Here is a 12,231-nt window from a genome sequence, read left to right on the forward strand (position 1 = left end):
AACTGTGGAGGTGAAGCAGGACGGGAAACGTTAGGGGTTGAGCTGGGTCCAGCTCGAGTGTGCTGCGGCGCTTCGTTCGACGGCGTCGAGCACACACTGCACGTTGAGACCGTCTTCGAACGACGGGGATGGCGGGGTATTGGCCGCGACCGCGGCAACAAAGTCTGCGACCTGGTGCACAAACGTGTGTTCGTAGCCGAGGCTGTGCCCTGCAGGCCACCAGGCTGCAAGGTAGGGGTGGGATGCCTTGGTCACGTGGATGCGCCGGAATCCGCCAACCTCAACGTTGTTGACCGTTGTGCTGCGGTTGTCGAAGTACTCAAGTTCGTTGAGGCGCTCGAAATCAAACGCGATTGACCCGAGCGAGCCGTTGATTTCGAGCCGGAGGGCGTTGTTATGCCCGGTTGCAAACCGGTTGGCCTCAAAGGTGCCGATCGCGCCCTTGTCGGTTGTTGCGAGCCATATCGCCGCATCGTCGACGGTGACGGTGCCCATTGCTGAGCCGCTGTCGTCTGTTGCTGTCTCTGTTGTCGCCGTTGTTGTGGCAGCCGTTGCCGCCGTCGCACTGAGCCCGCTGGATGCCTCCGCAAGCGGACGCTCCGAGATAAACGTGCGGCTCAGGGCGCTGACGCCATCGATGTTGTGGCCGCTGACCCACTGCGCGAGGTCGATGAGGTGGGCGCCAAGGTCGCCAAGCGCCCCAGACCCGGCCTTCTCAGCATCCAGCCGCCAGACCAGCGGAAAGGTTGGGTCGACGAGCCAGTCTTGGAGGTATTGGCCGCGCATGCTTCGGATGACGCCGAGGTCGCCGTTGGCGATCATCCGCTGGGCAAGCGCAAGTGCCGGGGTTCGCCGGTAGTTGAATCCCACTGAGGCGAAGATGCCGTTGGCGGAGGCACTCGCGGCTGCGGCAGCCATACGCTCTGCGTCGTCGAGGTTGTTCGCGAGGGGTTTTTCGCACAGGACGTGTTTGCCTGCGGCGAGTGCCGCAAGCGCGATCTCGGTGTGCAGGTGACCGGGCACGCAGATATCGATCACGTCGATTGTTGGGTCGTTCACGACCGATCGCCAGTCGGTCTCAACGTGGGGGATGCCAAAGCGGTTGGCAAACTCTGTGGCTGCGTATTCGTTCCTCCCGCAGACGGTCGTGACGCGAGGCGTTAGATCGGTTGGGAAGAACGAGGGAGCGGTTCGCCAGGCTTGGGCGTGGATAGCGCCCATAAAGGAGTATCCGATGAGGGCGACGTTGAGGGTGTGAGGGCTTGCCTGTGTGGTCGACACTGATGCTTCTTTCGCAGTACAACGATGGACTGGTAAACCGATTTACTTTCGGTTTTAGCAACCATGCCATGTGTAATATGTTTATGTCAACAACAAAAAGTAAACCGATTTACTTTTTACGAGGTTGGCGAGTCTGCGGCACAGTTCAGAATTGTGAGAGACTGCACGAGAGATCAATTTGGAGGCAAAGTGGCAACCATGAGAGACGTGGCCAGGCACGCAAACGTGTCGGTAACGACGGTGTCCTTTGCGCTCAACAACACCAAACCGGTGGCCCCTGCCACGCGGGCGCGCATCGAAGTCGCCATGAAAGAACTCGGATTCCAGCGCAACGCCATCGCTCGCGCGCTCGCCAGTAAACGCACGCATATCCTTGCGCTCCTCTTCCCTGCGCTACAGCACCAGTTCAGCGGCACGGCGGTCAATTTCTTTACGAGTGCCGCAGCCAAAGCCAATGAACTCGGCTACAGCCTCATGCTGTGGCCGCTCAGCAACGACGCAGAAGAACTGACCGAACTTACAACTAACGGCCTCATCGACGGGGTACTGCTTATGGAGGTGCAGCTTGACGACCCCCGCGTCGAGCGCCTCGCCAAAACGACGGTGCCGTTTGCCCTCATCGGACGAACCAGGGAGCCGGGCGACCTCACCTACGTCGACGTCAATTTTGAGGATGCCGTTGAACGTGGCATCGAACACCTCGTTTCGCTTGGGCACCGCAACATTTGCCTCGTTGACGGGAACACCCCAACGCACCGCCTTGTTGGTTATGGACCCATCGTCCGAACCGAAACCACCTACACCGCGGCCATGCGAGCACGAGGTCTCACCCCGCGTATGTTCTCGTGCGACGAAACCCCAGCTGGCGGTCGGGAAGTGGCTGGTCACATCCTCGACGAGGCCCCAGAGACCACGGCCATCCTGTTCATGAACGAGAACGCCGGATTTGGCATGGTGAGCGGCCTTCGGGCGCGCGGCAAGGTTGTTCCAGACGACATCTCGATGCTCGCAATCGGGTCATCGCCCGAGATCGCTGCGCTCTCAGACCCCGAGATCTCGCTGATGGCATCACCGAGTGTAGAGCTCGGCCAGATGGGCGTCGAGGCGCTCATCGGCCTGCTCGAAAACCCGGCAGAAACACCCCCACAGCAGGCGCTCGTCCCCTGCACCTTTATCGACAACGCCTCCATCCGCGCCCCTCGCTAACCCGCTGCCGAGCCTCATCCCGCCCGCTGCCCTGCTGCTCTGTGTAGCTGTTGCTCTACCCATCCTCTGCCCCACAAACTGTTCGCCTCAAAGTCCGCTATTTTGTCGAAACATGGCGGACTTTGAGGCGAACAGATAGATTCCCGGTTCTGCCTCCCGGTTCCACCTCCCACCAACCCCAGCCCCAACCCCAACCCCAGCTCCAACCACCGCCACCCCCTGAGGCCACTCCAAGCCGGCGCCGGGTAGACTGGATGCTCACATGGCCCGCACGCCGCGGGCCATCCCTTTTCACCTCCCACCATTGGAGTCGCCATGGCCGCAGCCAGCCGTCTTGACAAAGTAATCGCCCTCGCCCGTCACCGCGGGTTTGTGTTCCAAGCGGGTGAAATTTATGGTGGGTCTCGTTCCGCGTGGGACTACGGCCCCCTCGGCACCGAGCTCAAAGAGAACATCAAGAAGCAGTGGTGGCGCCACATGATCACGCGCCGCGACGACACGGTCGGCATCGATTCGTCGGTCATCCTTCCCCGCCAGGTGTGGGAGGCTTCAGGCCACGTTGAGGTGTTCTCCGACCCGCTCGTTGAGTGCACCAGCTGCCACAAGCGTTACCGTGCAGACCACCTCGAAGAAGAGTACGAAGAGAAGAAGGGCCGCGCACCCGAGAACGGCCTCGCCGATATTGTTTGCACCAACTGTGGTGCACGCGGGCAGTGGACCGAGCCGAAGGCATTCTCCGGGCTCCTCAAGACCTACCTTGGCCCCGTTGATGACGAGGCAGGCATGCACTACCTGCGCCCAGAGACCGCGCAGGGCATCTTTGTGAACTTCGCCAACGTGTTGCAGGTTTCGCGCAAGAAGCCGCCGTTTGGAATCGGCCAGATTGGTAAGAGCTTCCGCAACGAGATCACTCCGGGAAACTTCATTTTCCGCACCCGCGAGTTTGAGCAGATGGAGATGGAGTTTTTCGTCAAGCCTGGCGAGGATGACGAGTGGCACCAGTACTGGATCAACAACCGACTGAACTGGTACATCGACCTTGGTATCGAGGCCGAAAACCTGCGCTTGTTCGAGCACCCAAAAGAGAAGCTTTCGCACTACTCGAAGGGCACAACTGACATCGAGTACAAGTTTGGGTTTACTGGCGGCGATTGGGGTGAGCTTGAGGGCATCGCGAACCGCACCGATTTTGACCTGACGACGCACTCGAAGGCTTCAGGCAAAGACCTGAGCTTCTTCGACCAGGCGGCGAACGAGCGGTACACGCCCTACGTCATCGAGCCCGCGGCCGGCCTGACCCGCTCGCTGATGGCGTTCCTCGTTGACGCGTACTACGAAGAAGAGGTGCCAAACTCGAAGGGCGGAGTTGACACCCGCACGGTACTCAAGCTTGACCCTCGCCTCGCTCCCATCAAGGTTGCCGTACTTCCGCTGAGCCGCAACGAGACGCTGTCGCCCCTTGCAAAAGAGGTCACCAACGAGCTGCGTGAGCAGTGGAACGTCGACTTTGACGACGCCGGTGCCATTGGTCGCCGCTACCGTCGCCAAGACGAGATCGGAACGCCATTTTGTGTCACGGTCGACTTCGACTCGCTTGAGGATCGCGCGGTCACGGTGCGCGACCGCGACACGATGCAGCAAGAGCGCGTGCCGCTCGACAAGCTCTACGTGTACCTCGCAGAACGCCTCAAAGGCGCCTAAGCGATGACTCAAACGGTGCCGCCGGTGGATGCTCGCAGTCCAGAACGACTCGAGTACCACCGGCTGTACCGTGGCCAGGCCGAGTTTCGCTGGTGGAAGGGGCTCGTAGCTGCCGTCCTCTCAGCGGTGTTTATCCTGGTCGCGAGCAGCTCGGTCCTGCTCGTTTTTGCAATTGTGGAGCAGCTCACGACTGGGCAGCCACTCCGCGCGGAGTCGGCCGTTGCGCTCGACGCTGCCGACCCGATGGCGCTCCTCCAAAACTTGACGTTGATCGCCATCTGGACGCCGTGCATCCTGCTCGCGCTCTGGGTGTCCGGCATTAAGCCAGTTGGGCGCATCCATTCGGTTTCCTTTGGCCTTCGCTGGCGGTGGATGCTCTCGTGTCTTGTCCCTGCGTTTGGGGCGACCGCGGTCATGATGCTCATTGGCGCGGTCATTATCCCCGCAATTATTGGAGAACCACTGGTTGCTCCGTCAACACCGGCCGTCTTGCTCGCCCAGTCGCTGCTCGTCATCGTGATTGTTGTGCCGCTCCAGGCTGCTGCCGAGGAGTACGTGTTCCGTGGCCTGCTGGCTCAGCTCATTGGCGCATGGATTCCGTGGCGAACGGCCGGCCTTGTGCTCGCGCTTGTCGCCCCAACGCTGGTATTTGCGCTCGCGCATAACTACGACATTTGGGGCTTGCTCGACGTCGCCATTTTTGGCATTACTGCGGCGTGGGTCACCTGGCGCACCGGCGGGCTCGAAGCGGCCATCGTGTTGCACGCCGTCAATAATGTTGTGCTCTTTGCCGTCATGTCGACCGGTGCGAATGGCAGCACCTCTGTTCAGACTGAGACCGGCGGCCCCATTATCCTGATCGGCACCGCCGCGATGATGGTGACCTTTGCCCTGTGGATCGATCGCCTCCGCCGCAACAACGACCTGGCGACCACGGCAGCACCAAGCGCTCCGGCGCAACGCAGAATTTCTGCCTTTGCGGCTCTCGCCGGGGGACTCCCTCTTGGGGATGCCCAGACGGCACGCAACGACTCCGCGGCTGCCACTAGCGACTCCCAGACTGCACGCAACGACTCCACAGCTACCAGCAACGACTCCCAGCCGGCCAGCCTCGACTCGCCTGCCTCGGGACGAGTCGACCCAGTCGATGACCCAACCGAAGCGGGCTCCGGCCGGGGGACTTCTGCCGCGACGTCTGACCTGCCGGCGCATCCGCCAACCGATGACGACCCCAATCGCACAGCGAGGAATTCATGACCGACTCACCAGCACCGCTTCCCTCTGCCTGCGACGTGGTTGTGGTTGGCGCGAGCCTGTCAGGGCTCGTTGCCGCTTTTGAACTTGCTCGCACGGGTCTCAGCGTTCTTGTCCTTGAGGCCGATGGTTTAAACGAGGTCGGCCGGCTGGGTACGCAACCAACCTCAGCGCTTCCTGCCCAGGCGCGCGCTGACCGAATCGCCTCTGTGGTGAGAGATCCTGGCGATGAATTGCGAACGCTGCTTGCCGACCTGGAATCGTCCGACGCGGCGTACTCGTTGAGCCCGTTGCCGATTGCCGTCTCAGACGCTTCCGCAGGGGTCCGCCTTCTCGATTACGACGGCATCCTTGGGATTCCGGTGTCGCCACTTGGCCGCGACGTCGCCAAGCTTGTTGGCACAGGCCCCAGCCTGCGCGGGTATCTTGACCGGCTCAAGCCGGTTCTGACAATCGGCAAGGAGCAGTATCTTGGCCCGCTCGTTCGTAGCCGACTCGGCGCAACGCTGGCGTGTCAGTTGGTTGAGCCCGTCGTGCGCGACCGATACGGTGTTGATGCCGATCAGGTTGAGGTTGCTGTGGCAATACCGGGGCTTAACGAGGCGATGACTCGGACGGGTTCCCTTTCGGGCGCTGTCCTCTCGCTCGTTGAAGAACACCGTCGTCGCGAGGTGCTGCACGGCGTGACGGGCGGGCTCGGCACGCTCGTGAGACTGTTGCAGAATCGACTGGATTTTTTCTCAGCTCCCGTTGCAACCGGTCAACGCGTGACTTCGGTTGTTGAACAGGCCAGCTCGCTGACCGCCCAGCGGCTGTGGTCGGTGAATACCGCAGACGGTCGGTCCGTGACGGCCCGCTCCGTGCTGCTGGCCTGCTCGCCATCCAACGTTGATGTTCAACCAACGGATTTGCACACCTGGCAGAAGGTTGCCGACAGTCGCGACGAAATTATCGCTCTGCGCGAACGGGCAGACGGCGGCTCATATGCAATATCTGTCATACGTTGTGCAACGGCAGATCTTGCCGGAGTGGCCCCGTACACGATCTCTGCACGTCCGGACGGAGGGATTCGGAGGGTCGAGAGGCTTTCGGCCTTCGAGGCTGCGCCAGCCTCCCCCTCAGCTGATGGCACCGAGGCGCTGCGCGTCGTCCGATATATTGGCGCGGATGGCGAGGCCCTGCAGCCGCTCGTTGAGGCTGAACTCTCGGCATTCCTCGGGCTTGAGCGACTCTCCATTCGGGAGACTCTTGTTGACGAACGATCTCCGGTGAACTGGGATACCCCAACTCGAGCGCATCAGGTGCAGGGCGAACCGGATGAGCCAGCATCTGTTGCCCTGTGTTCGTTCGTGCGACTCTGGCCGCAAGAGGGTCAACTCGACCAGGTTCTTGCCCACACAAAGGAGCACACACTTCGACTGCGACGTCATCTGCTTGGCCTCGCATAGTCGTTCTGGAATATACATAGACGTGCTTATGGGGCTACGCTGTGAAGACACGTTAATCGTCAACGAAGAGTGTGAGGAATTGTGGGCATGAAAGGCAAAATTGCTTTTGTTCTCGGAGCGGCCGTTGGTTACGTTCTCGGCGCCCGAGCAGGTCGTAAACGCTACGAGCAGATTCGCTCCGGTGCTGAAAAGCTGTGGAACACCGGGCCAGTTCAGGCCGGGGCAACGCAGGTCAAAGACTTCGTCAACGCCCAGGGTGCTGCGGCCGGCTCGGTCGCGGCAGATACGCTCAAGACCGTGGTGAATGTGCTCATCGAGCGCATGGCCGCGCCGAAGCCAGCCCCGGCAACACATCCCGCTGCGACGGACAAGGCAGCGCCGGCCCCCGCTGAGAAGGCCGATTCGGCGCCAGCGGCGAAAGCTGCCGCTTCGAGTTCAGCGTCCACAACAGCAACCACTGCGGCTGCAAAGAAGGCCCCTGCAAAGAAGGCTCCCGCCAAAAAGGCCGCGCCAAAGAAGACGGCCACGAAGCCTGCCGCAAGCAAGACATCGGCAACCAAATCGGGTTCAGGGTCTTCGAAAACCGGTGGTGCCAAAAAGGCTAGCTCAAGCGACTCCACCGCTCAGGGAAGTGACTCATGAGTTCGCCGAACGAGCAGCCGACCGAGAAAGACTCTCTGTTTACGCTCCTCACTCGCCTCCCAGCACAGCTCATCGCCCTCGGGCGCGCTGAGCTCGACAAGGCGAAGAACGAGATCGTTGGAAAGCTCAAGAAGCTTGGCATCGGCGTAGCCCTTCTGATCGTGGCGATCTTCTTTGTGTTTTTTGCCATCGCGTCCTTTGTTGCGGCGGCAATCGCCGGCATCGCCACGGCTCTTCCGGTCTGGCTCGCAGCACTTATCGTTGCCTTTGGTCTGTTGCTCCTCACCGCAGGATGCGTCTGGCTCGGCATCAATCGCATCAAAAATGGCGTGCCCGTTCCCGACGAGACCCTCGACAGCATTGAGAAAGACTTTCGTTCGATGAGTGAGGCAACACAGAATGGACGCTAACTACCAGACGCCAAACAGCGCGGCGACGCCAGACCTCGGTGCGTCGACCGAGGCCGACATCGAGCGGCTCCGCGAGGAGATTGGAGAAACCCTTCGTGCGCTCGAAGAAAAACTGAATGTTGGTAAGCGCGTCGACGAGGCAACTGATCGCGCCTTCGTGCGCGTTGTTGAGCTCAAGCGCACAAAGCCGATTGCCTTTGTTGCCGGAGTTGCCGGCATCGCGATCATCGCAGGCGTTGTGGTCTGGTCGACTGCGCGAAAGCTGTTCTAAACAGGACTTCAGTACGATGTTGCCGGCCGCCGAACCGCGGGATGAGTAACCGCCAAGCTGTGGACTAAGCTATCTTCAAGCTGTCCGCGAGGCCCATGACATAACGTTTTGGTTCCGCGAGCAGAACGGGACACAATAGAGGAATGACGAGCGAGGGTTGTATGACGCTATTCGTTATCGGCCGTGGGCTGAGCCAACGGATTTCTGAGGCACGTTGCCGATGACCGAGACGAAGGCCCTAAGCGGGTGGCGTGTGTTGGTTCCACGGGGCGGTCCCTGGGGCGATCGTGTGGCGGCTTCGCTGCGCAACAACGGTGCACAGCCTGTCATTGCTCCACTCATTAACTTTGCCCCAACCGACGAGGCAGAGTCTCTGACCGCCGCGCTTGCCCGCCTTGCTGCGGGTGAGTTCGCCTGGATCACCGCCACGAGCGCGACCGTAGTTGATGTGCTCGCTCACCACAACGCTGTGATTCCTCCCGGCACGAAGGTTGCAGCCGTTGGAGAAACGACCGCGGCTGCCTTTGCGGCTGCCGGTTATACGGTTGACATCACCCCACTGCGTGAAAACACCGCATACGGGCTGCTCGAAGAATGGCACGAGATCCGTGAGGGTTCTCCGCTCAAGGTGCTCACGCTGCGATCCAACACCGCTGTTCCCGTCCTGACCAAGGGGCTCCTCGCGCTCGGCCATGATGTCACGCAGGTTGTTGCGTTCCGCACGGTTGGAGTTCCAGTGACCGACCGCATCCGCGAAGATGTTGCCTCTGGCAAGATCAATGCGCTGCTCATCACCTCAGGTTCGGTTGCAGAACAGGTTCGCGAACAGTTTCCGAACCTTCCGGAAGGCACGCTTCTTGCGTGTGTTGGTCCTCAGACAAAAAAGGATGCCGAGGCCCGCGGGCTTCGCATCGATGTTGTTGCTGACGAGCGCACGACTGAATCGCTTGTGAACGCGGTTGCTTCGGTCGCTGACACCGAGGGCGAGCACTAGTCTCTCCTGCGAATCGCTCGCGACGCAGCATCATATGTCGACGTAAGCGGCTCGACAGGGCACACTAGAGGTATGGCGAAATTACGTGTGCACTCCGATCGGGTAGAGATTGAGCTCTCAACCATCGAAAAGGCCCTTTCGTTCCATCGCAAAGACATCGTCATTCGCCGTTCCGATATTACGTCGGCCGTTATTACCGATGAACCGTGGGGCTGGATCAGGGGCGTTCGTTCTCCCGGAAGCCTCACGCCGCACACCTTTGCGTACGGCACGTGGAAATTCTACGGAGGCAAGGATTTCTTGCTCCTGCGCGGGCGTCGCCGCCGTGCCGTTGTGATCGACATCGATGCTGATGCTGACTACTCGCCGGCCGAGGCCGCTGCGGTTGTGGCGACAGACGCCGACGATCAGGCCATTGACGCTGGTGCCGGGGCTCAGGACCGGCCTGAAGAGGCGTCCTCGTTCGATCCGTCGACCGAGAACAGCCCAGATCCTGATGAGCTTGACCATTTCTCGCGCATCATTATTTCAACGGAACACGCTACCAAGCTGGTCACCGCGCTTCGCATCAATGAGCCGGTTGATTTCAGTATCGCGCTGCCCGGCAAGGCGTAGCCTTCTTTGGAATGCCGAGTGGTGTAGGTGCGCGTAAATATTTATAGGTCAAAATTTACGCTTTTCGCTCTTTTGCGTATTGAACTGGCAATGCACTAACGGTTTCGGTAGTCTGAAACGGTTTGAGTTGGACGTGCGCGGCTGTGTTGCCGTGTTGTTTTCGACGTGAGAACCCCAATCAAGGAGACCCCCATTAACTCCCGATCATTTGGCGCGCGGACGCGCCGTACTGTGGCATTGGCAACAGTGCTTGTTCTTGGAGCTGGCGGGCTCTTTCTGAGCACCGCTGCCCATGCCGAAGACGCCCCAGTGGCGGTACCTCTTGAAGGGCAGGCATATGACGATCTTGCTCAGCTGCTCCTTCAGGATCCGGCGATTCAAGCCGTTGGACAGGATGGCAATGGCCAGATCGTTGCGCTTCGTTATGACGCCGTGACACCTTCCGTGGCTGGCCGATCTGCTATTCCAGAGCAGTCCGCTGTTGATGCCAGCGCGATTGCTGCACAGTTTGGTAACGGCATCACGTTTAAAGACCTCGACGCACCCATTGAGTCGACGGCGGCCCATGAAGTGCTTGGTGGCGCCGGATACGCGGCTACGGATGGCGTGAACGTGGGACTGTGTTCCGTTGGTTTTTCCGCTTGGAATAGCAGCGGTGATCCTGCCCTCGTCACTGCTGGTCACTGCACGGGAGATGGGCTTTTTACCGACGCTGTACTCACGCAGCCGGCTGGCGATGATGCGCACGTTCCCGGCGCAAGCATCGGAGACGCCGCTCAGCCGAGCGACATCCTTGGAACCATTGGATTCTCCCAATTCGGTGGGGTCGGAAACACGCCAGGCGCTGCGAACTCGGCCTCGAGTACTGACGTCGCGGTGATTGACAACGTGAACCCTGCTCTCGAATTGTCGCCATCCGTAACCGGCTGGGGAAGCGCGGCAGCAGCTGCCAATGACCTCTCGCAGTCCGTCGCAACCACCATCACTTCAGTTGGCGTTGGCAAGGTTGGCGACCCTGTGAGTCGCTCGGGCCGCACAACTGGCCTCAAGTCTTCGAGAATTACCTGGGAGAAAATGTGGTTCAAGGTCATCGATCCTGATTTCCCCACCGACGAGTCGAAGGCGCGTAACGTTTACGGGTTTGGGTCTGAGGGGCTCATTGCAGACAGTGGTGACTCTGGCGGGGCTGCGTTTAGCGGCACGAAAGCTATTGGTCTCGTGAGCGCGAGCAAGGTAGGCCAGGGCCCCGACGATATTACGTTGGTTGCCGACCTCGGTACGGCGTTGGCCAATACGAGTGGTTACACGCTGCAGCTCGCTGTTGATGCTCCGGCGTTGACTTCGCCTGCTGCTGGTGGGGACGTGCCTCTTGGCTCGGCTATTACTGGAACCGGGCCTGCCTCGACCACCCTTCTCGTTACTCCTGCTGGTGGTGCGGCGTTTGAAGTTGCCATTGGGGTCGACGGCAAGTGGAGCATTCCAACAACAACGCTCGGCGCCTATGACTTCACCGTTCAGGCCAAGAACGGTCAGTTCAACTTTTCTGCGGTGAACAGCTACTCGGTGAATGTCGTACTTGGGGCCCCTGTGATTACGTCTCCGGCAAATGGAACAACTCCGTTCGACTCGGTGAAGTCAATTGGCGGAACCGGAGCTCCTGGCGCCGTTGTCACGATGGCTGGAGACGCTTCGGGAACGGCAACTGTGGATTCAAGCGGAAACTGGAGCATTCCTGTAGACCTCTCGTATGGTGACTACGCAGTTTCGGTCTCCCAGGTGTTTGGGGGTGAATCCTCGGCGGTAGTCACGTCTGCGTTTGAGGTTGTCCCTACCGTTGCCGTGGTTACTAGCCCTGCTAATGGCTCGAAGATAGCGCTTGCCGATGTTCCTGAATATATCGAGGGAATTGGGGCGCCTGAGGCAATGCTCCACATGTACATTACGGGCGGCAGATTTGATGAGCCGACTGCGTCTGGTCATGCTTCCCTGGAGTTCGACACCTTCGATCAGAATCATAGCGATGGAACTTGGGTCTACCGGATGCCATCGTTAACTCCCGGTGATTACACGATTCATGTGACGCAGTATGTGACAAGCGAGATCAAGACGACTAGCGCGTCAACGTTTTCCGTGACTGGCGTGGTCGTTCCACCAAAGGATCAGACGCCGGGTGACAATAACGGGCGTCTTGCCACCACAGGTGAGGCCGATGCCCCGCTTGGCGTTGCCGTGCTGCTGATGCTCACGGTTGGTGCCGGCGCTGTCGCGTTCTCGCGCCGCCGCTCGGCTGGCGCGTCGCTCTAGCCTGAACGCTGGCCGCCCGGCCAGCCCTCGGTCGCATATCCGAGTGTCTCTCCTGGAGGCGCGGGTATGCGGCCGTCGGTCAATCCGGGTGTGAACAGGCGCCCT

Annotated in this window: 11 protein-coding genes; 10 read left to right on the plus strand and 1 reads right to left on the minus strand. The window is 60.2% G+C overall.

Annotated features, from left to right (window positions below; genetic code table 11):
* Positions 1–30: 30 nt before the first annotated feature.
* Entirely contained in the window at positions 31–1,281 is a 1,251-nt protein-coding gene (locus FHX76_RS13710; RefSeq protein WP_167151503.1) for a Gfo/Idh/MocA family protein, read from the minus strand.
* A 198-nt stretch (positions 1,282–1,479) separates the two neighbouring features.
* Between FHX76_RS13710 and FHX76_RS13715 the strand changes: the two genes are divergently transcribed.
* From FHX76_RS13715 to FHX76_RS13760, 10 genes are all read left to right on the plus strand, one after another.
* The gene (locus tag FHX76_RS13715; protein WP_243848880.1) at positions 1,480–2,487 is read left to right on the plus strand and encodes a LacI family DNA-binding transcriptional regulator; all 1,008 of its coding nucleotides are present in this window, start codon (positions 1,480–1,482) and stop codon (positions 2,485–2,487) included.
* Between the two features lie 315 nt (positions 2,488–2,802).
* The gene (locus FHX76_RS13720; protein WP_167151507.1) at positions 2,803–4,188 is read left to right on the plus strand and encodes a glycine--tRNA ligase; all 1,386 of its coding nucleotides are present in this window, start codon (positions 2,803–2,805) and stop codon (positions 4,186–4,188) included.
* A gap of 3 nt (positions 4,189–4,191) precedes the next feature.
* Positions 4,192–5,445: a CPBP family glutamic-type intramembrane protease gene (locus tag FHX76_RS13725; RefSeq protein WP_167151508.1), complete on the plus strand. Its 1,254-nt coding sequence runs from the start codon at positions 4,192–4,194 to the stop codon at positions 5,443–5,445.
* On the plus strand, positions 5,442–6,890 hold the full coding sequence (locus FHX76_RS13730) for a protoporphyrinogen/coproporphyrinogen oxidase (protein ID WP_167151510.1): 1,449 nt from the start codon (positions 5,442–5,444) through the stop codon (positions 6,888–6,890). The genes FHX76_RS13725 and FHX76_RS13730 overlap by 4 nt, the downstream gene beginning before the upstream one ends.
* A gap of 87 nt (positions 6,891–6,977) precedes the next feature.
* Positions 6,978–7,532, plus strand: coding sequence for a hypothetical protein (locus tag FHX76_RS16475; protein ID WP_243848802.1), 555 nt, complete (start codon positions 6,978–6,980; stop codon positions 7,530–7,532).
* Complete coding sequence (locus tag FHX76_RS13740; protein WP_167151512.1) at positions 7,529–7,942, plus strand: phage holin family protein; 414 nt, start codon at positions 7,529–7,531, stop codon at positions 7,940–7,942. Before FHX76_RS16475 ends, FHX76_RS13740 begins: the two co-directional genes overlap by 4 nt.
* Positions 7,932–8,213, plus strand: a complete 282-nt coding sequence (locus FHX76_RS13745) for a DUF3618 domain-containing protein (RefSeq protein ID WP_167151514.1) — start codon at positions 7,932–7,934, stop codon at positions 8,211–8,213. Before FHX76_RS13740 ends, FHX76_RS13745 begins: the two co-directional genes overlap by 11 nt.
* Positions 8,214–8,433: 220 nt before the next feature.
* Positions 8,434–9,207: a uroporphyrinogen-III synthase gene (locus tag FHX76_RS13750; RefSeq protein WP_167151516.1), complete on the plus strand. Its 774-nt coding sequence runs from the start codon at positions 8,434–8,436 to the stop codon at positions 9,205–9,207.
* Between the two features lie 72 nt (positions 9,208–9,279).
* Positions 9,280–9,822, plus strand: coding sequence for a hypothetical protein (locus FHX76_RS13755; RefSeq protein ID WP_167151518.1), 543 nt, complete (start codon positions 9,280–9,282; stop codon positions 9,820–9,822).
* 231 nt (positions 9,823–10,053) lie between these two features.
* Entirely contained in the window at positions 10,054–12,126 is a 2,073-nt protein-coding gene (locus tag FHX76_RS13760) for a S1 family peptidase (protein WP_167151519.1), read from the plus strand.
* The last annotated feature ends 105 nt before the right edge of the window (positions 12,127–12,231 follow it).

This window comes from Lysinibacter cavernae (assembly GCF_011758565.1).
In the GTDB taxonomy this organism is placed as follows: domain Bacteria; phylum Actinomycetota; class Actinomycetes; order Actinomycetales; family Microbacteriaceae; genus Lysinibacter; species Lysinibacter cavernae.

Excerpts from the sequence above, each read along its gene's own strand:
- FHX76_RS13755 (WP_167151518.1), top strand. The coding sequence starts at position 9,280 with ATGGCGAAATTACGTGTGCACTCCGATCGGGTAGAGATTGAGCTCTCA.
- FHX76_RS13740 (WP_167151512.1), top strand. The coding sequence starts at position 7,529 with ATGAGTTCGCCGAACGAGCAGCCGACCGAGAAAGACTCTCTGTTTACG.
- FHX76_RS13750 (WP_167151516.1), top strand. The coding sequence starts at position 8,434 with ATGACCGAGACGAAGGCCCTAAGCGGGTGGCGTGTGTTGGTTCCACGG.
- FHX76_RS13720 (WP_167151507.1), top strand. The coding sequence starts at position 2,803 with ATGGCCGCAGCCAGCCGTCTTGACAAAGTAATCGCCCTCGCCCGTCAC.
- FHX76_RS13745 (WP_167151514.1), top strand. The coding sequence starts at position 7,932 with ATGGACGCTAACTACCAGACGCCAAACAGCGCGGCGACGCCAGACCTC.
- FHX76_RS13715 (WP_243848880.1), top strand. The coding sequence starts at position 1,480 with ATGAGAGACGTGGCCAGGCACGCAAACGTGTCGGTAACGACGGTGTCC.
- FHX76_RS16475 (WP_243848802.1), top strand. The coding sequence starts at position 6,978 with ATGAAAGGCAAAATTGCTTTTGTTCTCGGAGCGGCCGTTGGTTACGTT.
- FHX76_RS13730 (WP_167151510.1), top strand. The coding sequence starts at position 5,442 with ATGACCGACTCACCAGCACCGCTTCCCTCTGCCTGCGACGTGGTTGTG.
- FHX76_RS13725 (WP_167151508.1), top strand. The coding sequence starts at position 4,192 with ATGACTCAAACGGTGCCGCCGGTGGATGCTCGCAGTCCAGAACGACTC.